At 73.8% G+C, this 25,655-nt stretch carries 19 protein-coding genes; 16 read left to right on the plus strand and 3 right to left on the minus strand.

Going from position 1 to position 25,655, the window contains the following annotated elements; translation table 11 throughout:
* Window positions 1–53 precede the first annotated feature (53 nt).
* Genes AB0B58_RS19525 through AB0B58_RS19585 form a run of 13 tightly spaced genes read left to right on the plus strand, consistent with a single transcriptional unit; the run spans window position 54 to window position 15,642 of the window.
* On the plus strand, window positions 54–896 hold the full coding sequence (locus AB0B58_RS19525; protein WP_360225167.1) for an effector-associated domain EAD1-containing protein: 843 nt from the start codon (window positions 54–56) through the stop codon (window positions 894–896).
* On the plus strand, window positions 893–1,504 hold the full coding sequence (locus tag AB0B58_RS19530) for a hypothetical protein (RefSeq protein ID WP_360225169.1): 612 nt from the start codon (window positions 893–895) through the stop codon (window positions 1,502–1,504). The genes AB0B58_RS19525 and AB0B58_RS19530 overlap by 4 nt, the downstream gene beginning before the upstream one ends.
* Window positions 1,501–2,529, plus strand: coding sequence for a ThiF family adenylyltransferase (locus AB0B58_RS19535; protein ID WP_360225171.1), 1,029 nt, complete (start codon window positions 1,501–1,503; stop codon window positions 2,527–2,529). The genes AB0B58_RS19530 and AB0B58_RS19535 overlap by 4 nt, the downstream gene beginning before the upstream one ends.
* Complete coding sequence (locus tag AB0B58_RS19540) at window positions 2,526–4,079, plus strand: effector-associated domain EAD1-containing protein (RefSeq protein ID WP_360225173.1); 1,554 nt, start codon at window positions 2,526–2,528, stop codon at window positions 4,077–4,079. The genes AB0B58_RS19535 and AB0B58_RS19540 overlap by 4 nt, the downstream gene beginning before the upstream one ends.
* Window positions 4,069–5,340, plus strand: a complete 1,272-nt coding sequence (locus AB0B58_RS19545) for a JAB N-terminal domain-containing protein (protein WP_360225175.1) — start codon at window positions 4,069–4,071, stop codon at window positions 5,338–5,340. The genes AB0B58_RS19540 and AB0B58_RS19545 overlap by 11 nt, the downstream gene beginning before the upstream one ends.
* Entirely contained in the window at window positions 5,291–6,142 is an 852-nt protein-coding gene (locus AB0B58_RS19550) for a hypothetical protein (protein WP_360225177.1), read from the plus strand. Before AB0B58_RS19545 ends, AB0B58_RS19550 begins: the two co-directional genes overlap by 50 nt.
* Window positions 6,139–7,992, plus strand: a complete 1,854-nt coding sequence (locus AB0B58_RS19555; protein WP_360225179.1) for an ATP-binding protein — start codon at window positions 6,139–6,141, stop codon at window positions 7,990–7,992. Before AB0B58_RS19550 ends, AB0B58_RS19555 begins: the two co-directional genes overlap by 4 nt.
* Window positions 7,989–9,200 (plus strand): AAA family ATPase, encoded by a 1,212-nt coding sequence (locus tag AB0B58_RS19560; RefSeq protein WP_360225181.1) that lies wholly within the window; start codon window positions 7,989–7,991, stop codon window positions 9,198–9,200. The genes AB0B58_RS19555 and AB0B58_RS19560 overlap by 4 nt, the downstream gene beginning before the upstream one ends.
* Window positions 9,201–9,217: 17 nt before the next feature.
* Entirely contained in the window at window positions 9,218–10,015 is a 798-nt protein-coding gene (locus AB0B58_RS19565; protein WP_360225183.1) for a hypothetical protein, read from the plus strand.
* A 2-nt stretch (window positions 10,016–10,017) separates the two neighbouring features.
* Window positions 10,018–10,287, plus strand: coding sequence for a hypothetical protein (locus AB0B58_RS19570; RefSeq protein ID WP_360225185.1), 270 nt, complete (start codon window positions 10,018–10,020; stop codon window positions 10,285–10,287).
* Window positions 10,284–10,949: a hypothetical protein gene (locus AB0B58_RS19575; RefSeq protein WP_360225187.1), complete on the plus strand. Its 666-nt coding sequence runs from the start codon at window positions 10,284–10,286 to the stop codon at window positions 10,947–10,949. Before AB0B58_RS19570 ends, AB0B58_RS19575 begins: the two co-directional genes overlap by 4 nt.
* Window positions 10,950–10,951: 2 nt before the next feature.
* Window positions 10,952–12,553, plus strand: coding sequence for a hypothetical protein (locus tag AB0B58_RS19580; protein ID WP_360225189.1), 1,602 nt, complete (start codon window positions 10,952–10,954; stop codon window positions 12,551–12,553).
* Entirely contained in the window at window positions 12,550–15,642 is a 3,093-nt protein-coding gene (locus AB0B58_RS19585) for a hypothetical protein (protein ID WP_360225191.1), read from the plus strand. Before AB0B58_RS19580 ends, AB0B58_RS19585 begins: the two co-directional genes overlap by 4 nt.
* Window positions 15,643–15,655: 13 nt before the next feature.
* Here AB0B58_RS19585 and AB0B58_RS19590 read toward each other — a convergent pair whose 3' ends face one another.
* Both AB0B58_RS19590 and amrS read right to left on the minus strand, forming a co-directional pair.
* Complete coding sequence (locus AB0B58_RS19590) at window positions 15,656–15,865, minus strand: radical SAM-modified peptide, FtsH ternary system-associated (protein ID WP_360225193.1); 210 nt, start codon at window positions 15,863–15,865, stop codon at window positions 15,656–15,658.
* Window position 15,866: 1 nt separating this feature from the next.
* On the minus strand, window positions 15,867–16,877 hold the full coding sequence (gene amrS / locus AB0B58_RS19595; RefSeq protein ID WP_360225195.1) for an AmmeMemoRadiSam system radical SAM enzyme: 1,011 nt from the start codon (window positions 16,875–16,877) through the stop codon (window positions 15,867–15,869).
* A 242-nt stretch (window positions 16,878–17,119) separates the two neighbouring features.
* Between amrS and AB0B58_RS19600 the strand changes: the two genes are divergently transcribed.
* Window positions 17,120–19,849: a TIM barrel protein gene (locus tag AB0B58_RS19600; RefSeq protein ID WP_360225197.1), complete on the plus strand. Its 2,730-nt coding sequence runs from the start codon at window positions 17,120–17,122 to the stop codon at window positions 19,847–19,849.
* On the opposite strand, the gene AB0B58_RS19605 is transcribed toward AB0B58_RS19600, so the two are convergent.
* Window positions 19,846–20,457, minus strand: coding sequence for a VOC family protein (locus AB0B58_RS19605; RefSeq protein WP_360225199.1), 612 nt, complete (start codon window positions 20,455–20,457; stop codon window positions 19,846–19,848). The two genes, AB0B58_RS19600 and AB0B58_RS19605, sit on opposite strands and share 4 nt — an antisense overlap.
* Window positions 20,458–20,643: 186 nt before the next feature.
* On the opposite strand from AB0B58_RS19605, the gene modA reads away from it, so the two are divergent.
* Entirely contained in the window at window positions 20,644–21,423 is a 780-nt protein-coding gene (gene modA / locus AB0B58_RS19610; protein WP_360225201.1) for a molybdate ABC transporter substrate-binding protein, read from the plus strand.
* Window positions 21,424–21,580: 157 nt separating this feature from the next.
* Window positions 21,581–25,648, plus strand: coding sequence for a bifunctional nitrate reductase/sulfite reductase flavoprotein subunit alpha (locus AB0B58_RS19615; protein ID WP_360225203.1), 4,068 nt, complete (start codon window positions 21,581–21,583; stop codon window positions 25,646–25,648).
* Window positions 25,649–25,655: the final 7 nt, after the last annotated feature.

Here is a 25,655-nt window from a genome sequence, read left to right on the forward strand (position 1 = left end):
GATCGTTTTAGACGCCGGCGGCACCACCCCTTCCGGACGGGAGAAATTGCAGCGTGACCCGCCTGACCTACGCTGAACTCGTGCAGCAGGACGCCTTCCGGGTGCTCGCTGAGCTATACCCCGACGAGGACTCGATCGGCTTCCTGTTGGAGGACATAGGCCTTTCGGCCAACGACTTTCCGCCCTTCGGGCGACTCCCCGCGAAGGATCAGTGGCGATCCATCTGTCGCGTTATCGACAGGGGGAGGTACGTCAATGTCGACCTCGTCACCCTACTTTCCAAGATCGCGCATCAGTATCCCGGAAACGGCTCGCTGAAAGCATTGCTCGAACCGGCACGGAATGACTATGAGCTGCGCGTTCTCTGCCTCTCCGCGGGCCCGATCGACGAGAACCGGCTGCGCCTGGGTGCCGAGCATCGCGCCATTCTGGACGCCACCGCCCGTTCCCGCCGCCCGGTGCTGGCCATTCTCCAGCCGGCCGCCCGGACCGACGACCTGATCAACCGGGTCATCGACGCGGAACCGCACGTCGTCCACTTCGCCGGGCACGGCAGCGCGGCCGGCGAGCTCCTGCTCGAGGACGAGGGCGGGTGGGCCCGGCCGGTGCCGGTCGAGGCCCTGGCCCGGCTGCTCGCCAGCATTCCCAAACTCCAGTCCGTCGTGCTCACCTCCTGCTTCTCCGGTGCGTACGCCGGGCTGCTGCGCCACGTCAGCGACGCGGTCGTCGGATCGCCGCGGCCGCTGGCCGACCAGTGCGCGCTGGCCTTCGTCGGGCCGTTCTACCGGGCCCTCGGCGAGGGCTGGGACGTGCGCAAGTCCTTCCAGGTGGCCACCGCCGCGATGGACGTCACCGGCTGCCCGCAACACGAGCTGCTGATCGAGCCCGCCGCGTGACGACTCAGGCCGGGGAGTCGCGTAGCGACGCCGTCGACGCCAGGTTCAACGACGGACTGCGCCGCGGCGAGGACCCGGCCAGCATGATGGTCTCGGGGCGGGCGGTCACCACCGGCAACTCCCGGTGGTTCCAGTCGTTCTGCGGGTCGTGCTCGCACAACTTCCGGCTCGGCGACCCCGTGCTGGTCGAGGTCGGCGACCGCGGCGAGATCCGCGAGGTGCGCCACGACGGCCGTCCCTGGTGCGGCGGCTCGGACGACCTGCCCCCGCTCGATCCGGAGATCGCCGGCCGCTTCTTCGCGGGCATCGAGACGATCGACCCGCCGGTGACCCCCTACCTGGAGCGGCTGCTGCCCGGTCACCCGATGCTCCAGGTCCGCGAGGGCGTGCGCCCCAAGAAGCGCCGCTTCCACTGCATGGTCTGCAACAACACCTTCCGTCCGCTGGAACTGGTCGTCATCTGCGTGTGCAGCCCGCAGCGGAAGGTCTGCGCGCTGACCGTGCACCGCGACGCACCGCACAACCTGCTCTGCTACGACGACCTGCTCTCCGCGCAGCGCGGCGGCCGGATCACCGTCTGCCCGATGAACTACCGGGAGATCCGGTGACCGAGCCGCGGTACGCCCGGCACGCCCTCATCCCGGACTGGGACCAGGACCTGCTGAAGGCGGCCCGGGTCGTCGTGATCGGGGTGGGCGCGCTCGGCGGCGAGGTGGCCCGGCTGCTCGCCCTGGCCGGCGTCGGCCGGCTGACCCTGGTCGATCCGGACGTGGTGGACGAGTCGAACCTGAGCCGCTGCACGCTGTTCCGCGCCGCCGACGTAGGCCGTTCCAAGGTGGACACCGCCGCGGCGGCCCTGGCCGACCTCGCACCGGACACCTTGGTGGATCCCAGGCCGGCGCCGCTGACCGCCGGGGCCGGCCGGGCCGAGCTGCGCGACGCCACCCTGGTGGTCAGCGCGCTGGACAGCGTCGCCGCCCGGGTCGAGCTGGCCACCCGCTGCAACAGCGTCGGCGCGGGCCTGCTCGACGCCGGCACCCGGCCGTGGGGCGGCGAGGTCCGGCACTACAGATGCGCCGGCGCCTGCTACGCCTGCCCGCTGACGCCGGGGGAGCGGGCGGTCCGCGACGACCCCCGGGGCTGCGGCCAGTTCGCCGCACCGGTCGAGGCGGGCGCCTCCGGCGCGGTCTCCTCGCTGGTCGGCGCCTGGCAGGGCGCGCTGGCGCTGCGGCTGCTGTTCGGCCTCGAGGTCGCCGGGCTGACCCGGATCGACGTGACGGCCGGCGCGTCGGCCGGTCCGGGGCCGCGGCGCGCGGCGGACTGCCCGTGTCACGACGACATTCCGGCCGCCGCGGTGACCGCGGTGCCGTTGACGGTGCGCGCGACGGTCGCCGAGACGCTGGCGCTGGTCGGCGCCGGCGAGGACGTGATGGCCTGGGCCGCGTTCGCCCGGGACGGGAGCGCCGCGGCCGGCACCCCGCGGGCGCGCACCTTCCTGCGCTCGGCCGACCCCGGCCGGTCGCTGGCGGAGCTCGGCGTGGCGCCGGGCGAGATCCTCCCGATCAGGGCGGTGCCGGGAGGCGCGGTGCGCTACATCGAACTGTCGACCACGTCTGAGGAGCCCCGCCGATGAGGAATCGCAGAGAGTTCATCGACGAGCTGGGGCGGGTCTTCGCCCAGGAGACCACCGCACACGCCCTGCTGGAGGACATCGGCTATCCCGTGCAGTACGGGCCGCTGTGGGTGGCGCAGGCCAACACGGTCCGCTACTGGAACCAGGTGGTCACCGAGCTGGAGAACGGCCGGGTCGCCGGCCACGGCCCCGAGACGCTGGCCGAGGCCGCGCACCGGCAGTACCCCGGCAACCGGGTGTTCCTGACCGCCATCGAGCCGCCCGAGGAGCTGGCGGCGCCGCGGCGGGTGGACCAGCCGGCCCCGGCGCCCCGCCCGGCCGCCGCCGCGCCGGCCGCACCGCACGCCGCGGAGCCGGCACCGCGGGTGTGGCCGACCCTCTTCTTCACCGGCAGCGAACGCTACGACGCGTTCATGAGGCTCGTGCGCGAACGCCTCGGGCCGGAGCCGCGGCTGCTCTACGCCGCGGCCACCGAGACCGCGGTGTACATCCCGGACGGTGCCCGGGCCGGGGCGATGGTCGCCGAGCTGGAGGCCCTGGCCCGGCAGATCGACCCGGAGGCGGACATTCAGGTGCGATTCGAGGAACTCGACTTCCAGCCCTATCTGATCCAGACGCTGAACATCATCGGACCGGACCAGCAGGTCTTCGTCGCGGAGAACGTCCCGGCGACCACCCCGGTGCGCGACATCCCGCACGCGGTCCTCGGCGAGTACGCCGCCGACGCGCGCGAGGACCGCTTCGGCCGGAACCGGCGGATGGTCGTCGACCGCGTCGAGCCGGGCACCGACGGAGGGCCGCCGCGGATGACCCGCCTCGAACCCGAGCACACCCTGCACGAGGCCGGCGTCGAGGAGGGCGACCAGCTCCAGGTCCAGGCCGACAGCACCGCCGGTGCGATGGCCGGGCAGCGGCGCATCGAGGCCCTGGCGCGGGTACGCAACGAGATCGAGGAGTACGCGGCCGGCCACCCGTTCTTCAAGATCATCACTCGGGACGACAACCTGCTGCCCGAGTACTACGAGATCGAGTTCGACGCGCCGGGCTTCGGGCCGCCGAACGAGCCGGCCGGCGACGACGAGCGGGTGAACCCGGTCCTGCAGGACACCCACCGGTTGTCGCTGATGCTGCCCGAGCAGTTTCCCCTGTTCCCCCCGTTCGTGCTGTTCAGCGAGCCGTTCTTCCACCCGAACATCCAGGCCGTCGCGGGCAGCCCCGGCCAGCCGCTGGGCACCGCCTGCCTGGGCCCCATCCGGGACGCGTACCGGCCGGATCTCGACTTCCACGACCTGTGCCAGCTGCTCGTCGACATCGCGAGCTGGCGCAACTACGGCGCGCTGCCGCCCGGGGTCCTGGACAGTCACGGCTTCCTCGACCCGGTCGCGGCCGGCTGGGCGCTGTCCCCCGAGGGCCAGCAGCGCATCGTCGCCCGCGGCGGGCTGTCGCTGGCCGTCCGCGAACGCGTCGAGGAGGTGGAGCGGCGGCCGCTGCCGATCCAGGTGCGCCACGCCGGTCTCGCGGTGATCCCGGAGCCCGGCGATGAGCGTTGACCGCGTCGGCGGCCTTCGGCAGAAGCCGAACGTCCTGCTCTACCGCGACGACGTACGCAAACCGTTCGCCTTCGTCCCGCTGTTCCAGCTGCTGCGCCTGGCGCTGGGCGACCGGGTACCGCGCGGCCGGGCGGTCGACCTGGCCGTCGCCCTGCTCGACCGCCCGGATCCGACCCCGTCCGACGAGGGCTCCTTCGTGCACCTGCACGGCAACCTCGGCGTGTTCAAGCTTTACGTCTTCGTCGACAAGCAGCGGACGTACACCGGCGAACATCCGGTGCGGGAGCTGCTGGAGCCCCTGCTGCGGCAGCTCGTCGCCGGGATCGCACCGGCGGCCGCGAACGCGCCGCCGCCGCGCTGGTTCTTCGAGATCACCCGGCTGAACGAGGGGTACATGGTCGTGCTGCCGTCGGCCCCGTTCGCCGAGGAGACGGCGGGTTCCGAAGAGCAGGCGCCGCAGCGCCTCCCGCTGACGGTGCGGCGGGTCGGTGAGGAGCCGCCGGCCGGGGCGGATCAGGCCGCCGAGCCCGAGGCCCGCTCGCTGCCCACCGTGATCCTGCGGATCCGGGTCGGCCAGGACACCGACGACATCCGCGCGCTCAGCGACCTGATCCGCCCCGCGCCCAAGGTCGAGGGCGCGGTCGAGGTCGACCTCGACCGGCCGCGCAGCGTCCCGTTCTCCATCCGCAAGGTGTCCGCGCCGGAGCTGCCGCTGCTGGAGACCGCCGGCCTGGAGCTCCGGCCGGACCAGGAGGACGCCGTGACGGTCGTGCTCCGGCCGGGGCCGCACCGCGATCTCTGCCGGGAGCTCGACCTGAGCCTCAAGATGGAGGAGGGCGGCTTCCTGGCCGGCCGGGTCTTCCGGGTGAGCCCCGGCGAGGACCGCTACGTGGTGCTCATCGAGCAGGTGCTGCCGGCCAAACACACCGGCGCCTCGTCGGTCCACTTCACCTTCACCGGCGACTCGTTCCAGGAGATGACCCGGGAGCTCAGCGGGGGACCGATGCGGCTGGTCGGCTGGTACCACACGCACCTGTTCTCCAGCGACGGCGCCATCGAGCTGTCGGGTGTCGACGTCAAGCTGCACCACAGCACGTTCCGTCAGCCCTGGCAGGTGGCCGGGCTGATCAATCTGACCAGGACCGAGCGACGTCTGCGGTTCTACAACGCGACCGACGATGACATGGAGACCTGCTCGCTGTGGGTGACCGATGAGCGCGATGGACGCGGCGCTGCGCGTCATGATCTGGGCGACCGATGATGCCCGGGGCCCGGCACCGACCGGCGCCCTGAGCGACGCGATCGAGCTGGCGGCGCCCCCGCCGGTGCTGCGGCGCGCGGTCGCCCGGCTCGCCGCGGTGTCCGCCGCCCAGCTGATGCTCGACGCGCCGCCGCTGGGCGGACCGCCGGTGCTGGGCTGCGAGGCGATCCTGGTGGCCGCGGCCGTCGGCGTGCACCGCGACCCGGCCTCGGTCGAGCTGTTGCGGGCCGCGGGCCGGCCGTCGGGCGGCTACGACCTCCTCGCGCGGCACGCGGTGGCGGCACCGGCCGTGCGGGAGGGACTGGGCAGCGGAGCGTTCCGCGACGCCCTGCTCGACGCCTCCCCGCTGACCGCGCTGCTCGACCATCCCCGGCCCGGCCGGGAGTCGGGCGCCGAGGACGCGCTCGACGACTTCCTGCTGCCGCACCCGCAGGGCCGGGTGCTGCTGGTGCGGCACTTCGGCCGTCCGCCCGAGTCGCCCGGGCAGAGCCGCTGGCGCGGCGGCCTCCTGCAGCGGCTACGGCCCGAGGAGCCGGAGCTGGTGCTGGACGTCTACGAGTCCGCGATCAGCCGGCACCGGCCGGCGCTTGTCGAGTGGGTCCGGCAGGCCCGCCGCGGGCTCGGCCTCGGCGTGGCCGTCGACCGCGGCCGCATAGAGCCGGTGGCGAAGTGGTGGCAGGCGCTGTCCTACCTGGAGCGGGGCCGCGACGCCGCGGCGCTCAGGACGAGGTTCGGCCTGACCGGGTACTCCTTCGGCCTCGAGCTGTACCGGACCGCCTGGAGACTGGGTGTGGTGAGATGACCGACGGCCGGCAGATCGAGATCATCGCGTGGAGCGAGGCGGACCGGGCCCGCCTGTACGGCGCCCCCCGGACGGCCACCGTCGCCGAGGCGCTGCGGGACGGCGCCTTCCTGCTCCGGCAGCCGTTCGACCGGCGCCTCGCCGACCTGCGGGTGGGCGACGTCGACCTGGTCGTCCGGATGCAGGCCGACATCAGCCTGGACGAGCCGCTGTACCGGGCCGTGCCCGTGCCCCGGCAGGCGCAGCCGCCCGGGCGGCAGGCGCCGGCCCCGTCGGCCGGTCCGCCGCCACCGGCGCGGGAGGCGGTGCCGTCGTTCCCGGAGCAGCTCAACGACCGCAGCGCGGTCGGGCTCGCGTACGCCGCCGAGATCGAGACCATCGCGTCGTTCCTGCGCCAGGGCCTGTCGGTCCTGGTGTCCTGCGAGAAGCTGGTGGTCGAGCAGCTGGGCCCGCTGATCGCCGAGCGCTCCGGCCGGCAGGCGGTGGTCCTGGACACCCCGCCCGAGGACTCCGACCCCGGCGCCTCGCTGATGATGCCGCGCAGCCAGCGGCAGCGGCAACTCGCCCGGCTGCGCGAGCTGCTGCGCGAGCTCAAGGACGGCATGTTCCTCATCGTGCCGCACGCCGACCTGCTGGCCGGCGGGCCGGACAACCAGCTCAACTCCGAGACGCGCGAGGTCGTGGAGCTGCTGTACAACCACTCCGAGCACGTGGTGCTGGCGTTCGCCGACCCGTCGATCGGCCTGCCCGAGGTGCTGGCCAGCCGGTTCACCGCCCGGATCGGCCTGGCCGGCAGCCCGCGCACGGTGCCCGATCCGGTCGACAGCCATCCGCGGCTGCTGGGCGAGGTCCTGGTCACTCGGCCGGAGCGGGAGCTCTTCCAGGGCTACGACCCGGACGAGTTCCACAAGCATGTGGCCGGGCTCAACCCGATCCGGGTACGCCAGGCCATGCGGTACGCCTTCCATCAGCACCGGGGCCGGGAGAAGCCGACGGGGCTCGACCTGTTCAAGACGATCCGCGGCTTCAAGGCGCAGATGTCGGCGAGCTTCGAGGTGCCCAACGTGTCCTTCGACGACATCGGCGGCTACCACGAGGTCAAGAAGGAGATCGACGACGCGCTGAAGATCATGCAGGGCACGACGGCCGCGGACGCCGACGAGGAGCTGCTGCAGAGCGACCTGATACCCCGCGGCTTCATCTTCCACGGACCGCCGGGCACCGGGAAGACGCTGTTCGCCAAGGCGATCGCCAACCGGCTGAACGCCACCATCATGGTGGTCTCCGGGCCAGAGGTCACCGACAAGTACGTCGGCGAGGGCGAACGCAAGATCCGTGAGCTGTTCGCCGAGGCGCGCCGCAACGCGCCCTCGGTGATCGTGTTCGACGAGTTCGACGCCATCGCCGGCCGGCGCACCGGCCGCGACGACGGCGGCAGCCGCGCCGGCAACGCGATGGTCGCGCAGCTGCTGACCGAGCTGGACGGGTTCCGCGAACAGGTGCCGTTCCTCGTCGTCGGCACGACCAACCAGCTCACCCTGATCGACCCGGCGCTGCTGCGGCCGAGCCGGTTCCGGGGCATCCGGATCGGCGAACCGGACCGGATCGCCCGGCGGGCGATCATCGAGGTGCACGCCCGGCGATTCAAGATCGATCTTGCGCCGCAGCTGATCGACCTGATGGTGGACGCCACGGAGCTGCGCAGCGGGGACGACATCCAGTCCCTGCTGCGCGACGCCTACGTGGGACAGAAGCTGCACGGCCGCCCGGCCGGCGACTCGTTCGTGATCGGCGAGCTGGTGGGCCGGATGAACCGCGCCATCAAGGAACACCGGGAGAGCAGCCTGTGACCGCCGCACACCGGGGCTGGGCCCCCGAGACGACCGGCACGATCAACCGTCTCGACGCCGTCCGCAACCGCCTCGCCAGCCGGTACGTCGGCCGGGACCTTCCGGTACGCCTGCTGCAGCTGGGGCTCGTCTGCCGCGAGCACGTGCTGCTGCTGGGCGACCCCGGCACCGCGAAGACCGACCTGGTGCTCCGGTTCGCGGACCTGATCAACGCGGAGAAGTTCGCGTACATGCTGACCCGGTTCACCGAGCCGTCGGAGATCTTCGGATCGCTCGACATGGCCGCCTTCCGTGCCAGCACCTACCGGGTCCGGACCACCGGGATGCTGCCGCGCGCGCAGGTCGCGTTCCTCGACGAGATCTTCCACGGCAGCAGCGCGATCCTCAATTCGCTGCTGACCCTGATCAACGAGCGCACCTTCCACAACGGATCGGACCCCGTCGCCGCGCGCCTGCTGACCCTGATCGGCGCGGCGAACGAGCCGCCGGAGGACCCGGTCCTGCGCGCCTTCGCGGACCGCCTGCTGCTGCGGGTGGAGCTGCAGCCGATCGCCGCCGACCACCTCGGCGAATTGCTCGACCGGGGCTGGTCACAGGAGCTCGAGCGGCTCCGCGAGACGCCGCCCGCGGCGAACGAGGAGCGCGCGACGACCCGCCGCGAGGAGCCGATCCTGGACGTCGAGGAGGTGGTCCGGCTGTCCCGGGTGCTGCGCGACGTCGACCTCACCGGTGTACGCGACCACTACGAGGACGTGATCCGCGAGCTGCTGGCCGCCAACGTGACGCTCTCCGACCGGCGCGTCGTACGCGGCCTGAAGCTCGTGGCCGGCGCGGCGCTGCTGCGCGGCGCCGAGCGCGCCCAGCTCGCCGACTTCTGGCCGCTGATGCACTTCTGGACCGACCCCGCCGACGTGCCGGTGTTCACCGAGGTGGTGCAGGGCCGGGTGCAGGCCGACGGCGGCGACCCGCTGGAACGCGTCGAGGAGGTCGCCACGCTGCTCTTCCGCGCGGACAACGCGTTCCGCCAGACGCTCGCCCGGCTGAACGGCGCTCAGACCAGCCCGCACGTGCTCGAGGGTGGCCTCACCGAACTGCACCGTATCCGGCTGTACCTGCACCGCTTCCACCCGGGCGAGGCGGACGCCGACGGCCGGATCAACCAGATGATCAGCAACCTGCTGAACCGGGCCGACGCGAACGTCGCCTAGACCGATCGGAGACCGACATGTGCAATCCCCGGCGTATCCGGGTGCGGGCCAGCCGCCAGCTCTCCGAGGCATGGCGCGCCGAGGTGACCCGGACGGCGGAGGCCACCGGCACCGCCACCGGCGAGGCCCGGCTCGTCCAACCCCTCGGGCGCAGCCTGCCGGCGCCGGTCCGGCAGCGCCTGGTCGAGCTGCTGCGGGCCGACCCGGCCTGGCGGGTGGTCGGCGACGCGCTGCGGCACGACATGCCCGGTGGGTTCGTGCAGTACCGCCCCGACACCGGCGAGGTGGAGATCGTCGCGCGGGTGACAAGCGAGTTCTCGGTCGAGGCGAGCGTCACCCGCACCGACGCGGGCGAGGCGACCGGGACGGGCGACGCGGAGTTCGAGATGCCGTACTACGGCGACGGCTACCGCGGGCTGACCCGGGAGGTCGCCGAGCGGGAGGGCGAGCAACTGGCCGGCGACGCCGCCGAGGCGCAGGCCCGCGAGGAGGCGGTGCGTGCCGCACAGGCCGAGCAGGCCGCCGCCGAGCAGCGGCTCAACGAGATGGCCGGCGACATCGACGACGAGGCCCGGACGCGGGCGCTGGCCGCGATCGAGGACGAGCGCCGCCGCCGTGACCTGGCGGCCGCCGACGAGGCCGCGCTGCTCGCGCAGACCTACCAGCAGGACTACCTGCGCGAGATCACCCTGCCGCTGGCGCAGGCGTACCGCGACATCCTCGTCGCGCACGCGACCCGGGTGAACGCCGCCGGGCTGACCGTGCACGAGACCGGCGACGTCATCGACATCCAGTTCGAGCAGAGAGAGGCCTGAGTGTGAACTACCGGGTCCAGGTCCGGATCAACAAGCGGACCGGCGAGATCGAGGTGTTCCAGGTCGAGGACACGGGCGTCGGCCGCCGCCAGGCGCACGACGCGGCACACGACGAGGTCACCGAGCGCCTGGGCGCGCTCGTCGAACGCCGCGCCGAGATCGAGGAGGTGCTGCCGCTGCCCGGCGTGCCGGCCGAGGCCGTGCCGCGCGCGCCGATCCGGCACGAGCAGATCGACGAGACGCCCGTCGAGCGGGAGCGACTGGAGAATTGAGCAACCGCGCCGAACTGCTGGAGCGGGCCGCCGAGAGCTACGAGAAGGCGAGCCTGCCGCTCGACGCCGGCCGCTGCTATCTCGCGGCCGGCCTGGTGCTCAGGGCGGCGCAGTGTTTCGAGAACGGCGGCGAGCGGGAGACCGCCGCGGCGGCGTACCGCAAGGGCGGCGCCGCGGAGGCGGCCGCCTCGATCTTCATCGAGCTGGGCCGGCCGGACGACGCCGTCGCCTGCCACGAGGGCGTCGGCGACCTGCTCAGCGCCGGCTGGGTGCTGGCCCTGCACACCGGACGGACCGCGCAGGCCCGGGCCCTGCTCTCCGACGCCACGTTCGCCACCACCGCGGGCGAGCTGCGCCGGGCGCTCGGGCTGTCCCTGTGCGCCGCCCGGCTGCGCGGCGATCCCGCCGAGCTGGTGCGGGTCGTCGAGCGGTGCGCCGCCGAACTGCCGTCGATCTCCCCGCTCGAGGCCCGCGCCGACGTGCGGGACTGGGCGGTACAGGTGGCCGACCAGGTGGGCCGCCACGACCTGTCGGCGCGGATACACGCCGCCGCCTACCACGCCCGGGTGCCGAACGCCGTCGCCCGGTGGCGCGGCTGGGCCGCCGCGATGCTGGGCGACACCTTCGGCGTGCCCGACCGGCCCCTGCCCAACGAGGACTGACCGTGGCGTTCTTCCGGCGACGTTCCACCACCAACCGGGTGCCGCGGCAACCGGCGCCCAGGATCACCCTGCGCTCGGCGGACCTCCCGGCCGCCGTACCGCCGGAGCCGCCGGAGACCGCGGGCTCGCCGGAGGTCCTGCTCGCCCGGTTCGCCCGGCCGGCGGGGGCGCTCGCCTGCTGGGCGCAGCTGCGCGCGGCGGCCGGTCCGGCGGCCGCGCCGGAGGTGCGCCGCGCACCGGACGGGACGCTGTGGCTGCGCGCCTCGGTGCCCGTCGAGCTGGGCGCCGGCGTCGTGTGGGCGAGCGGCGGAAGCCCGTACGCCGGCCGGCCGCCGGTGCCGGTCTCGCCGGCGGACCGGGTCGCCGCGCCGGACGACGACGCGCTCGCCGGCTTTCCGCCGGTGCCCCTGATCGAGCTGCTGGCCGCGGTGCCGGCCCGGCTGCGCGAGTCGGTGGCGACCCGGCACGAACTGCTCCTGCTGATCAACGGACCGCTGGCGAACCACGTCATCCGCCGCGCCATCGGCGCCGGCGCCGAGGTGAACTTCCAGCCGGTGGTGGCCACCCGGCGGTCCGCATCGGCCGCCGGGCCGGCCGGCGCTGCCGGCCCGGCCGTCCTGGTCCGGGTGCTCCGCGCCGGCGGCCTGCCCCGCTCGCTGGTACGCACGCTGGCCCGGCTGCCGCAGGCCGTCGTCGGCGAGTCACCCGGTACCGACCCGCGCCTCGTCGTCGCCCTGGACCACCGGCTGCCGATCGACCCGGCCGAGCTGCTCGCCGAGATCCCGCCGGACGAGCTGTGGGTGCTCGGCGGCGCGGAGGGCGGCTCGTGGTCGGTACGCCGCAGCGGCTCCGGCTGGTTCAGCGCGGACGAGCTGTACAGCGCGCGCGGGCTGGCCGCGGCGCCGGCGCTGCCGGACCGGCGGTCCAAGTTCGTACCGAAGGACATCCGCGTGCAGCTGGTCCGGGACCTCGAGCGCGGCGGCCGCCCGGACGCCGTGATGATCGACGAGTCCGACCTGGACGACCTGCGGGTGTATCTGACCGGACGCCCGCTCGGCGAGACCGGCTACCTCACGCCCGGCCCGGGCGGCTTCCTCATCCAGGAGCCCGGCGGCCTGGTCGGCGACGTACCGTTCGGCCGCCCGCTGCGCCGGATCGGTCCCGGCGGGCTGTTCGTCCCGGACGGCTTCCGGCTGCGCCCGGCGATTCCGGCGAGCGGGCGGCAGACCCTGTTCGCCGTGGCGCCGCGCGCGGCCGTGGTGGTGTCCGAGGGCGAGGTCCGCCGGTTCGATCTGGGCAACGCGGTGCCGATCTGGTCGCTGTGGGCGGCCGAGCTGCCCGAGGTGCGCACCGAGGTGACCGGGCGCGCCGCCGAGGTGCTGCTGCGGCTCGACATCCTCGTGGAGGCCCGCCCGTCCGCGCCGACCCCGGACTCCGAGCGGGAACTGGCCGGCCCGGAACGCGCCGAGCTGCACCGCGACGCGCTGATCGCGCACAACGACGGCGATCCGGTACGCGCCGCCGGGCTGCTCCAGCAGGCCGGCGACTTCGCCGCTGCGGCGCGCCTGCTGGAGGCGGCGGCGCTGCGCCGGGACGCGCCGTGACCTGGACCGCGCGGCGGGTCGCCGGATACCGCGCCGACCGGCCGGGCTACGTGGCGCTGCACCCGCTCGGCGCCGCGGTGCTGATCGCGGACGCGCTCGGCTGGCGCCTGCTCGCCGACGACGGCACGCCGCTCTGGTCGCGTACCGGGCCGGAGCACCGCGTGACGCCGGCCGAGATGGCCTGGACCCCGGCGGGCGACACCCTGTTCGCCGTCGTCGGCGGCCGGGTCGTGGCGGTGCGCGCCGACACCGGCGCCGACCTGCCGCTCGGCGACCCCGCGGCGGGCGTCACCGACGCGACCACCCTGACCATCGACGAGTCCGGATCGGACGTTGCGGTGGGCACCCGCGGCGGGTCGGTGCACATCCTTCATCTGCGGGGCGCCCGGCCGGAGCGGCTGACCGCGATCGACCCGGTGGCGGCCGTCGCCTGGAGCGGGCCGAACAGCCTGCTGGTGGCGACCGCCGACACCGTGCAGCAGTGGGACACCGAACGCCGGGCCATGGTGCGCACCTCGGCGATCGCGCTCGACGGCGTCGCCGCCCTGGCCCGCGGGCCGGTCGACGGGCGCACCGCGCTGATCGACCGCCGCGGCGTGCGGCTGCTGGGCCCGCGCGGCCCCAGCAGCGACCTCATCAACGGGGTCGGCGCGGCGTCGGCCCTGGCCTTCAGCCGGGACGAGACCCGGCTGCTGGTCGGCACCCCGGCCGGCGTCTGCGTGCTGGACACCGCCCTGGTGCAGCGGGCCGTGCTGCCCGGCGCGGTCCTCGGCCGCGGGCACCTGTCGCGCGCGCGATGTGGCCTGGTGGCGGTCCGGCAGGACGACGAGACCGTAGCCGTCTACGACAGCACCGACGCCCTGCGCCGGCTGGACCGCGAGACGAACGCGTTCGCCGTCCGGCGGTGGGCGTCGGCGATGGCCGCCAGCGTCGGCCGGGCGCGCAGCGTCGCGTACGACGAGAGGCCGCTGACCGCGCACGCCGAGCCGATCGGCGAGGCGGGGGAGGGCAGCGGCAGCCCCGGCTTCGTCTGGACCCCCGACGGCTGGATCGCCGAGTCGCCGGCCGGCCGGCTGATCCGCGCCCGGGCCGAGGCCGCCGGCCCGGAGTGGGCCGGATACCTCGACGAGCCGGTGCTGGAGCTCGCCGCCGACCCGCGGCTGCGGTACGTCGCCGTCGCCGCCCGCAACGACAGCGGCGTGGTCCGGGTGCTGGACGCGGCGACCGGCGCGGAGCGCGGCGCGTTCGCGGGCGGCCAGTCGCCGGTGCTCGCGCCGGACGACCGGGACCTGCTCGCCGTGCCGGAGCCGGGCACCGACCCGCGTGCCGTGCTCGTCTACGACCTCGGCGACCCCGTGCCGTTCGCCCGGCTCCCGGCCGACGAGGGCCTCGGCCGCATCGCCTGGTCCGCCGACGGCCGCCGGCTCGCCGGCGCCGCGGACGGCAAGGTGATCATCTGGGACGCCGTGCGCTGGCAGCGGGAGCGGATCGTCCGGCTGCCGCGGACCGGCACGCTCACCACCCGGGTGGCCTGGTCGCCCGACGGCGAGTTCCTGGCCGCGCAGCCGTCCGCCGGCCACGGCCGCACGCAGGTGTACCTGGCCGCCACCGGGGAGCACTACCGCGAGCTTGGCCCGGTCGGCGGGCGCGACTGGGCACCCGCCCTGGCCTGGTCCCCGGACTCGAAACTGCTGGCGGCGGCGTCCGCCGACAACCCGGCCGGCGAGGTCGAGGTGTGGGCGGTCTCCGACGGCCGGCTCCGGTGCCGCATCCCGGCGCCGTCGGCCGGCGCCGGTTCGGTGTGGACCGTCGCCTGGTCGGCCGGCGACGACGCGCTGGTGGTGTCTTACACCGGCGGCCGGGTGGTGCGCTACCGGCTGAGCCGGCCGCCGGCGGCCGGCGGCGACGCGATGCGGCATCCGGCCGCGCTGCTCGCCCGCCTCGGCACCTACGGGACGCTGTCGCGGGGCGTGCCGCTGTCGCTGCTCGCCCGGCTGCACGACCTGCTCGGCGAGGACGCCGCGGTGCCCGGCCTGGACGCGGTGGCCGATCTGCGTGGCCTGCGTGCCCTGCGCGCGCTGCGCTGGCCGGTGGACGCGCGGGTCGGCCTCGTCGCGATGCTCGCGGCCGACCTGGCGGGCGACGGGCGGTACCAGGCACCGGCCGGGACGGTCCACGAGGATCTGATCCGGCAGCTGCTCGACGTGCTCCTCGGCGTGAATGTCCAGGCCGACGGGCCGGAGCCGCTCGTCAGCGATCTCGCGCGGGTGCTCGGCGACGTCGACGGCCGGACGCTCACCCTGCTGCGCCTGCTCGGCCCGCGCGCGGTCGCCGACGACCCGACGCTGCCCGCCCGGATGCGGGTCCTGCGCGCCGAGCTGGCCCCGCTCGCCACGCGGGAGCTGCGCCTGCTCGGCGTCCGGCTGGACGTGACGGACGCCGGGCGCACCGAGGGCGGGGGAACCGGCGAGGAGCGGGCCGGCCTGGCCCGGCACGGCCGGTTCAACCGGCTGCTGCCCACCCAGCTCGCACTCGACCAGGACGTCTTCGACATGCAGTACGCCGAGGGCAACCTGCTCTACCGCACCCGCACCGGACGGCTGCCGCCGGAGCCGCGCTCGGCCGTGCTCCTGCTCGACGACACGCCCGCCGCGCACGGGCGCGTGGGCATCACGCTGCGGACCTGCGCGCACCTGCTGGCCACCTCGCTGATCGAGCACCACCGGCGGTGCCTGCTGGTGCCGCTCGGCGACCCGGCCGACCAGGCGTCGCTGGACGAGCCCGCCGACCTGCTGCGCATCTGGACGGCGCGCTCCTACCGCCCGCCGCGCATGGCCGAGGCGGTGCAGGCCGTCGGGTCGCTGCTGCCCGGGCTCACCGATCAGCTCGGCACGCCCGCGCTGGTGGTGCTGCTGACCCATCCGTACCAGCCGGCGCCGCGCGTGAACGACCTTCAGACGATCGCCGTCGCCTACCCACAGGCGCCGCCACCGGTGTTCGCCCGCCGGCCGGACCGGCACCTGATCACGGCGGCGCCGTCCCCGGCCGTGCTGCGCTCGGTGCTGACCCGGGTGCTGCGCGCGTCCTGACCCCGGGGGCCGGTCAGCCGCACCACATCTGTTCGATCTCGTCCGGCTCCAACGACTCGAGCAGCGCCTCAAGGGCCTCCGGGCGCATACCGTCACCGAGAATCTCGACGCCGGACGGGGTCACCGAGATGCGCAGCCGGATCAGGCCGCCGTCCGGATGCTGGTCGTACTCGGCGGCGTCGATGAGGTCCGGAAGCTCCGGAACGCCCTCGTACCTGGTCATCTCAGTTCCACCGCCCGTCGATCGGGTGATCGCAGCGGGCGCAGCGCCCGGCGCGGATCTCGGATGTCTCCAGCTGCCAGACGCCCCGGCGGACCACCGTCTCGTCGCAGGCCGGGCAGCGCGTCGCCCGCCCCTCGGCGCCCAGCGCCCGCTCGACGTAGACGTGCCGCAGGCCCGCGGCGTGTCCGATCCGGACGGCCTCGGCCAGGTCGGCCGGCGCCGTCGGGTCGTGGCCGGTCATCCGGTACGTCGGGGTGAACCGCACCAGATGCCATGGCACCTGCGCGCCCACCGAGGCGACGGTGCGCGCGATCGTGGCGAGCTGCTCCGGCGCGGCGCTCGTACCGGGGATCAGCGGGGTGGTGATCTCCAGCCAGACGCCACGGCGGGCGAACTCGCGGACGGTGTCCAGGACCGGCTCGAGCGGCGCACCGGTGAGCCGCCGGTGCGCGGCCGTGTCGGCCGCCTTGACGTCGATGTTCACGGCGTCGACCAGGCCCGCGGCCCGGTCGACGGCCTCGGGCGTCAGAAACCCGTTCGACTTCCACATCACCCGTACGCCCGCCGGCCGCGCGAGCGCGACGACGGCCTCGGTGAGCTCCAGCGCCAGCGACGGCTCGGTGTACGAGAAGCAGATGTCGGCGTCCTCGGCCACCGCCCGGGCGACCACCTCGGCGGGTTCGATCGGTTGGCCGTTCCACGCCACCGAGGACTCCCGGCCGTACTGGGAGATGCGGTGGTTGATGCAGTAACCGCAGGCGAAGGTGCAGCCGGGCGCGGCGAGCGTGAGGCTCCGGCCGCCCGGCCGGAAATGGTAGAAGGGTTTCCGCTCGTTGGCGTCGACGTGCTGCATCACGCTCGCGAAGGTGGCGGTCTCCAGGACGTCCCCGGTGCGCCTGCGGACGCCGCAGGTGCCTACCTGTCCGTCGCGCAGCATGCAGCGAAGTGGACAGAGGTCGCACCGGATCCGGTCACCGCGCGTGCTGAATAGTGTTGCCGGGCGCCACTGCACAGTCGCCGGTCCCCTCGTAGGCTCGCCGTCCCATCTTCCCGAGGCGGGTCGACGCGGGCATTCCCCCGTTCGGACGGCGCGCTGCCGGATGGGCGACGTGCGTCTCTTTCGGCGGGGGAGCCCGTCGCGTATAACTAACTAACCGGTACGAACATTATTTTGGGCCTGATGGTCCGCCTGATGGCCCAAGGGCACATCCGCAGGAAGGCGGCGCACCCATGCTCATCGCCGATCATGCTGTGGTGAGCGGCCCGGCCGGCGGGCCAAGGCTCTCCATCGCCACCGCGTGCCTGTCCGGGACCCTCGAGGACAAGCTGGCGGCGGCCGCCGCGGCCGGCTTCCACGGCGTCGAGCTCTTCGAGAGTGACCTCATCGCGTCGCCGTGGTCGCCGTCGCGGGTACGCCAGGAATGTGCGCGCCGCGGCCTCACCATCGACGTCTACCAGCCGTTCCGCGACTTCGAGGCGGTGCCGCCGGACACGCTGCGTGCCAACCTGCGGCGGGCGGAACGAAAGCTCGACCTCCTGGAGCGGCTCGGTGCCGGCACGCTGCTGCTGTGCTCGTCGGAGTCCACGGAGTCGGTCGACGACGACGAGCTGGCCGCCGATCAGCTGGCCGAACTGGCCGAGCGGGCCGGGCGGCGTGGCCTGCGGATCGCGTACGAGGCGCTGGCGTGGGGCCGGCACGTCAACACCTACGCACACGCGTGGCGGATCGTCCGGCGTGCGGACCATGCCGCCCTCGGCCTCTGCCTGGACAGCTTCCACGTCCTGTCCCGCGGCGAGGATCCCGCGGGCATCCGGGTCGTGCCCGGTGCCAAGGTGTTCCACCTGCAACTGGCCGACGCGCCGCGCCTCAAGATGGACGTCGTCCAGTGGAGCCGGCACCATCGGCTCTTTCCCGGGCTGGGCTCCTTCGACCTGACCGCCTTCGTCGGTCACGTCGTCAGCACCGGGTACCCCGGTCCACTCTCGCTCGAGGTGTTCAACGACATCTACCGGCAGGCCGACCCGCGGCACGCCGCCATCGACGGGATGCGGTCGCTGCTCGCCCTGCAGGAGTCCGTCACCGCCGCCCGGCGCCCGCCGCCACCGCGCGCACCCGTGCCGCCGCCCGGCCTCCCGCCGGCGCCGCGGCTCGGCGGGCACGTCTTCACGGAGCTGGCCGTCGACGAGGTGTCCGGCCCGGTCGTGGCGCGCACGCTGGCCGCGGTCGGCTTCGCCCGGACCGGGCAGCACCGGTCCAAGCCGGTGCAGCTCTGGCAGCAGGGCGACGCCCGGATCCTGCTGAACTTCGCGCCGCAGCGCACGATCGTGCCCGGCACGGCGGTGATCTGCGCGGTGGGGGTGGAGAGCGACGATCCGGCCGGGTCGGCCCAGCGCGCGGACCGGCTGCTGGCGCCGGTGCTGCCCCGGGTGCGGCTGCCGCAGGAGGCGGACCTGAGCTCGGTGGCCGCGCCCGACGGCACCGCCGTCTTCTTCTGCCGCAGCGGCGCCGACGCCGGCGGCTGGCCGGCGGACTTCGCCGCCACCGGTGATCGGGCCCGGGACGACGGCCTGGTCACCAGGACCGACCACATCGCTCTCACCGAGTCGGTCGACGACTTCGATCAGGTCTCCCTCTTCTACACCTCGGTGCTCGGCCTGCGGTCCGGCCCGACGACGGAGCTCGCCGCGCCGTTCGGGCTGCTGCGCAGCCGGTCCGCCACCAACGCGGAGCGGACCTTCCGGATAACGCTCAACACGGCGCCGCTGCGCCGAGGCAGCTGGTCGCCCGGGATCCCGAGCCCACAGCACGTGGCGTTCGCCAGCGACGACGTGATCGCCAGTGCGCGGGCCATGCGCGACCTCGGTGCGCCGGTCCTGAGCATCCCGGACAACTACTACGACGATCTGGACGCCCGGCTCGCCCCGCCGCCGGATCTGCTCGCCGCGCTGCGGGAGCACTCCATCCTCTACGACAGCGACGAGGAGGGGGAGTACCTGCACTTCTACACCGAGATGCTCGGGTCCCGGCTCTTCTTCGAGGTGGTGCAACGGGTCGGCGGATACGGCGGGTACGGCGCCGCGAGCAGCGCGCCTGTGCGCATGGCCGCGCACCGGCACCGGCGCCTGCAGGGGCTGCGCGACACCGCGGGGCGGCCGGACGGCCGGGCGCACGACTACTCGCTCGCCCACCTGACCGCGCTGAGCCTGTCCCCGCCGGAGCTCGTCGAGGCCGCCGCCGACGCGGGCTATCGCTACGTCGGCGTACGGCTGACCCGGGTCACGCCGCAGGAGCCGCACTATCCGCTGGCCACCGACCCCGCCCTGATGCGTACGACCAAGGTCCGGCTGGCCGCCACCGGCGTCGAGGTGCTGGACATCGAGCTGGCGCGGCTCGGACCGCACGAGGATCCCCGTGACTTCCAGCGTTTCCTGGAGGCGGGCGCGGAGCTCGGCGCCCGGCACGTCATCACGCAGCTGCCCGATCCGGACCGCAACCGCAAGGTGGACCGCTTCGCCCAGCTCTGCGAGCTGGCCCGGCCGCTCGGCCTCACCGTCCATCTCGAGTTTCCGTCCTGGACCGAGACGCCGGACCTCGGCGAGGCGACCCGGGTCCTGCGCGCCGCCGATCAGCCGAACGCCGGCATGCTCATCGACCTGCTGCACTTCGCCCGTTCCGGATCCAGCGTGGCGGATCTGCGGGAGCTGCCCGCCGAGTGGTTCCACTTCGCGCACGTCTGCGATGCGCCCGCCGGCGTGCCGCCGACCAACGAGGAGCTCATCCACACCGCGCGGTTCGAACGGCTCTATCCCGGGGAGGGCGGCATCGACCTCGACGGCATCCTGGCCGCCCTGCCTCCGGGCCTGACGTACGCACTGGAGATCCCGCGTGCGCAGCTGGTGGCCCAGATCGGTGCGAAGGAGCACGCCCGCATGGCGATAGCCGCCGCCCGCCGGCGGCTGGAGGACGTGCCGGCCGCCGCCTAGCGCGAGCCGCCGGTCCGCTCGTCCACCATGTACTGCGCGTACCAGTCCGGCCAGTCCGGGTCGGCCTTGCCGATCTCCTCCTCGTGCCTGCCGTGCGCGGCGGCCGCGCGGCGCAGCGCCCCGGCCAGGTCGGCGGCGGAGTCGTAGGCCGCGGGCCCGGGCGCCACGCGTCCCGGCAGGCGGGTCGTCACCTCCTGGACGAACCACAGGTTGCCGTCCGGGTCGGTGAACGAGACGAACGAGCCGTAGCTCTGGCGGTCCGGCGCCGGGCCGGCGGCCCGCCCCTCGGTACCGGCGTGGTGGAACACCCCGCCGGCGTCGTGGAACACCTCGCTCACGTCGGCGCCCCGATCGCTCAGCTCGGCCCGGGCCGCCTCGATGTCGTCCACCACCAGGTGCAGCCCGTCCGCCGAGCCGGGAGCCGCCTTCGTGGCTCCGACGCTGAGGATGACCGAGCAGGGCGAGCCCGGTGGGGTCAGCTGCGCCAGCCGGAAGTCCGGACCGGCGGCGAAGTCGGCGTCCTCGCGCCACCCGAGCGCCTTGTAGAAGTCCTTGGCCCGATCCACGTCGGCGACCGGCAGCACCACAACCTCGAGCTTCGTGTCCATCGTCGAAGTCTATGAGCGCATCCTCCGGGGGAGGCGGACGATCGGGAGATCGGAGCCGGTGACGCAGATACTGGGTTCTGTAGCGCTATTTCCCTGCCTTTGCTAGTCGTAGCGTCTGTTTCCCCTCGGATATACCAGGGATAGAGTGTGCCGCGTGCCGGAAACCCGGCAGGGGAGGAACCGACAGTGAAGATCCGCTATGCCCTGGCCGCGCTCGCCGTCTCGGGTTTGCTCGCATCGACCGGCTGTGGTGACGGCGCCGACAGCGGGACCGGCGCCCCGTCCGGCGTCACCGGCACCGTGACGGTGTTCGCCGCCGCCTCGTTGACGGAGTCGTTCACCACCATCGGCAGGGACTTCGAGACCGCACACCCGGGTTCGAAGGTCGTGTTCAGCTTCGCCGGCAGTTCGGCCCTTGCCGCCCAGATCAACGAGGGTGCGCCGGCCGACGTGTTCGCCTCCGCGGCGCCCGCGAACATGAAGATCGTCACCGACGCCGGCAACGGTGCGGGCGCCGCCGTTACCTTCGTCAAGAACCAGCTCGTCATCGCGGTGCCCGAGGGCAACCCCAAGGGCGTCAAGGGCCTGGCCGACCTGACCGGACCCGGGTTGAAGGTGGCGTTCTGCGCCGAACAGGTGCCCTGCGGCGCGGCGGCGAGCAAGGCCCTCGACGCCGCCGGGGTCGACGTCACCCCGGTGACCCTGGAACAGGACGTCAAGTCGGCACTGTCCAAGGTGAGGCTCGGCGAGGTCGATGCGGCGCTGGTGTACCGGACCGACGCGAAGGCCTCGGCGGCCGACATCGACGGCATCGAGTTTCCCGAGTCGGCCGGCGCCGTCAACGAGTACCCGATCACCGTGTTGAAGAACGCACCGAACCCGGCCGGCGCGCAGGAGTTCGTCGCCTACGTGCGGTCGGACCAGGGCAGGGCCGTGCTCACCGCGGCCGGCTTCCAGGCACCCTGACCGCGCCTCACCGGTGTTTACCCCGGTTTGTGCGGGTGCGTTAACAGTCGGCAACCCGCTGGCGTGACCGGCCGGTAACGATCAACTCCTAGCTTGTGGGAACGCCGCCACCGTGATCGTCGGCGCAGTTGGCCGGGGATGCGATCCGGGGGTGGGCGTGGCCGGCAATGGCGACATCACGCAGGTCAGGACCGTCTGTTCGTACTGCGGCGTCGGATGCGGCATGGTCCTCGACGTCGGCCTCGGCCCCGACGGGCGCCGCAAGGTCTTCCGGGCCGGCGGTGACCGGGCGCACCCGGCGAACGCGGGCCGGCTCTGTACCAAGGGCGCGACCAGCGCGGACCTGCTCGCCGCCACCGGCCGGCTGACCGCCGCGAAGGCGCGCGCCGAGCGTGACGCGGCGCCGGTGGACCTGGACGTGGACGCGGCGATCACCGAGACGGCCCGGCGGCTGCGGTCGGTCATCGACGAGCACGGGCCGGACGCGGTCGCCCTCTACGTCTCCGGGCAGATGACCCTGGAGGCGCAGTACCTGGCGAACAAGCTCGCCAAGGGGTACATCGGCACCAACCAGATCGAGTCGAACTCCCGGCTCTGCATGGCCAGCGCCGGCAGCGGTTACAAGCTGTCGCTCGGCGCGGACGGCCCGCCCGGCTCCTACGACGACTTCGACCACGCCGACGTCTTCCTCGTCATCGGCGCGAACATGGCCGACTGCCACCCGATCCTGTTCCTGCGCCTGCTGGACCGGGTGAAGGCCGGCGCGAAGCTGATCGTCGTCGACCCGCGGCGCAGCGCCACCGCGGACCGGGCCGACCTGTTCCTGCAGATCCGGCCCGGCACCGACCTGGCGCTGCTCAACGGCCTCCTGCACCTGCTCGTGGCCGATGGCCGGGTGGACGAGGAGTTCATCGTCGCGCACACCGAGGGTTTCGAGGCGATGCCCGCGTTCCTGGCCGACTACCCGCCGGCGACGGTCGCGGAGATCACCGGGATACCGGAGGCGGACATCCGCCGCGCGGCCGAGTGGATCGGCGCGGCCGGCGAGTGGATGAGCTGCTGGACGATGGGCCTCAACCAGTCGACCCACGGCACCTGGAACACCAACGCGCTGATCAACCTGCACCTGGCGACCGGCGCGATCTGCCGGCCCGGCTCCGGCCCGTTCTCGCTGACCGGGCAGCCGAACGCGATGGGCGGGCGGGAGATGGGCTACATGGGACCCGGGCTGCCCGGCCAGCGCTCCGTTCTCGTCCCGGCGGACCGGGAGTTCGTCGAGAACGCGTGGGGCCTGCCCGCGGGCACGCTGCGCACCGACGTCGGCAAGGGCACGGTGGAGATGTTCTCCCGGATGGCCGAGGGGCACATCAAGGCCTGCTGGATCATCTGCACCAACCCGGTCGCGTCGGTCGGCAACCGGCGCACGGTCATCCAGGCCCTGGAGGCGGCGGAGTTCGTCGTCACCCAGGACGCGTTCGCCGAGACCGAGACCAACGCGTACGCCGACATCGCGCTGCCGGCGGCGATGTGGTCCGAGACCGACGGCATCATGATCAACTCGGAGCGGAACCTGACCCTCGTCCGCCCGGTCGTCGACCCGCCCGGCCAGGCGCTGCCGGACTGGCAGCTGATCGCCCGCATCGCCTGCGAGATGGGCTACGCCGACGCGTTCACCTACACCAGCGCCGAGCAGGTCTTCGCCGAGATCCAGGGGTTCAGCAACCCGCAGACCGGCTACGACCTGCGCGGGGTCTCGTACGAGCGGCTGCGGGACGGCCCCGTGCAGTGGCCGGCGCCGCCGGGCGGCGGCACCCGCAACCCGATCCGCTACCGCAACGACGGCGTCAGCCAGCACGCCCGCGTGTCGCCGGACGGCGACCGTCCCCGCCTGAGTTTCGCGACCGCGGGCGGCCGGGCCGTGTTCTTCGCCCGTCCGCACCTGAGCGCGGCGGAGCTGCCCGACGACGACTTCCCGTTCGTGCTCAACACCGGCCGCCTGCAACACCAGTGGCACACCATGACCAGGACCGGCAAGGTGGCCAAGCTCGCCCGGCTCAACCCGCGGCCGTTCGTCGAGATCAATCCGGCCGACGCGGCCGCGCTCGGCATCGCCGACGACGACCAGGTCGAGGTCGCATCCCGCCGCGGCCGGGCCGTGCTGCCCGCCGTGGTCACCGACCGGGTGATGCCCGGCAACTGTTTCGCGCCGTTCCACTGGAACGACCTGTTCGGCGAGTACCTCAGCGTCAACGCCGTCACCAACGACGCCGTCGACCCGATCTCGTTCCAGCCCGAACTCAAGGTCTGCGCCGTCGCCCTGGCCCGCGTCGCGACCCCGCCGGCCGCGACCACGGCACGGCCGGACTCGCAGGTCGCGCTGCTGCGCGGCACGCTCAACCTCGACGAGGACCCGCCGCAGCTCAGCGCCGGGCAGCGCCGCTACCTGTCCGGGTTCCTGACGGCGCTCGCCGCCGCGCCGGCCGGCGTACCGGTGCTGCCGGGCTCCGCGCCGTTCGACCCGGACACCGCCCTCTGGGTCAACGGGCTGCTCGCCGGCACCTACTCCCGCGCGACCGCCCCCGGCGACACCGCGAGCCGGCATCCCCCGGCCGGCGGCCCGCCGGAGGCTCCGGCGCGTCAGGTGCAGGTGCTGTGGGCGTCGCAGACCGGCACCGCCGAGGAGTTCGCCGCCACCGTCGCGGCACGGCTGACGGCCGCCGGCCGGCAGCCGGTGCTGCGCGCCATGGACACCGCGGCAACCGACGCGCTGCACGCCGAGGCCGACCTGCTGATCGTCACCAGCACGTTCGGCGACGGCGACGCCCCCGACAACGGCGACGCCTTCTGGCAGAGCCTCACCACGAGCGACGCGCCGCGCCTGGACGGGCGCCGATACGCGGTGCTCGCCTTCGGCGACTCCAACTACGCCGACTTCTGCGGGCACGGCCGCCGCCTCGACGCCCGCCTCGCCGAGCTCGGCGCCGTCCGGCTCGCCGCCCGCGCCGACTGCGAACCCGACTACGACGAGACCGCCGCCGCCTGGCTGGAACAGGTCCTCGCCGCCCTCAGCGACGACGCCGGCCCGGCACCGCGGCCCGGCACGCCCGCGCCGACGAAGGCGTACCCGTTGACCGCTGCGCTGGCCGGCAACCGGCTGCTGAGCCGGCCCGGCTCCGCCAAGGAGGTCCGCCGGTTCACGTTCGACACCGGCGGGGCCCTCGCCTACGAGGCCGGCGACGCCCTCGGGGTGTGGCCCGCCAACTGTCCGGACCTCGTCGCCGAATGGCTCGCCGTCACCGGCCTCGACCCGGGGGCGCCGATCGAGCTGGCCGGCCTCGGCACCGTCGGCCTGGCCGACGCGCTGCACCGGCACCTCGACGTCACCCGTGTCACCACCGACCTGCTGCGCTTCGTCGCCGATCGAAGCCACGACGCGCACCTCAAGACCCTGCTGCGCGCCGACAACAAGGGCGAACTGGCGAAGTGGACGTGGGGCCGCCAGGCCGTCGACGTCATCGCCGGGTGGCCGATCCGCGCCGCCGCGCAGGACTGGGCCGGCGTACTCAAACGGCTGCAACCCCGCCTCTACTCGATCTCCTCGACCCCCGCGGTCGACACCGAGGAGGTCAGCATCACCGTGTCCGTCGTCCGTTTCGACAACCACACCGGACGCTCCCGCAAGGGCGTCTGCTCCACGCACCTGGCCGACGCGGCGCCCGGCACCGGCATACCCGTCTTCGTGCAGCGCACGCCGCACTTCCGGCCGCCCGCCGACCCGCACGCCCCGATGATCATGATCGGCCCCGGCACCGGCGTCGCGCCGTTCCTCGCCTTCCTGCAACAGCGGCAGGCGTCCGGCGCGACCGGCCGCAACTGGCTGTTCTTCGGCGAACAGCGGCGCGCCACGGACTTCTACTACGCCGACGAGCTCACCGCCCTGCGGGAGACCGGCGTGCTGAACCGCCTCGACCTCGCGTTCTCCCGTGACCAGCGCAACAAGGTCTACGTGCAGGACCGGATGCGCGAACACGGTGCCCAGCTGTGGGCCTGGCTGCGCGACGGGGCACACCTCTACGTCTGCGGCGACGCCAGCCGCATGGCCCGCGACGTCGACACCGCCCTGCGCGACATCGCCGTCGCGCACGGGCACCTCACCCCGGACGACGCCGACGCCTACCTCAAGCAGCTGACCGCCGACAAACGCTACGCCCGCGACGTCTACTGACCGCGTC

This window comes from Actinoplanes sp. NPDC049118 (genome assembly GCF_040648555.1).
Classification (GTDB): Bacteria; Actinomycetota; Actinomycetes; order Mycobacteriales; family Micromonosporaceae; genus Actinoplanes.

Bases quoted from the DNA above. Each gene is read 5' to 3' on its own strand.
- AB0B58_RS19540 (WP_360225173.1), top strand. From the start codon at position 2,526: ATGAGGAATCGCAGAGAGTTCATCGACGAGCTGGGGCGGGTCTTCGCC.
- AB0B58_RS19545 (WP_360225175.1), top strand. From the start codon at position 4,069: ATGAGCGTTGACCGCGTCGGCGGCCTTCGGCAGAAGCCGAACGTCCTG.
- AB0B58_RS19550 (WP_360225177.1), top strand. From the start codon at position 5,291: ATGAGCGCGATGGACGCGGCGCTGCGCGTCATGATCTGGGCGACCGAT.
- AB0B58_RS19555 (WP_360225179.1), top strand. From the start codon at position 6,139: ATGACCGACGGCCGGCAGATCGAGATCATCGCGTGGAGCGAGGCGGAC.
- AB0B58_RS19565 (WP_360225183.1), top strand. From the start codon at position 9,218: ATGTGCAATCCCCGGCGTATCCGGGTGCGGGCCAGCCGCCAGCTCTCC.
- AB0B58_RS19590 (WP_360225193.1), bottom strand. From the start codon at position 15,865: ATGACCAGGTACGAGGGCGTTCCGGAGCTTCCGGACCTCATCGACGCC.
- AB0B58_RS19605 (WP_360225199.1), bottom strand. From the start codon at position 20,457: ATGGACACGAAGCTCGAGGTTGTGGTGCTGCCGGTCGCCGACGTGGAT.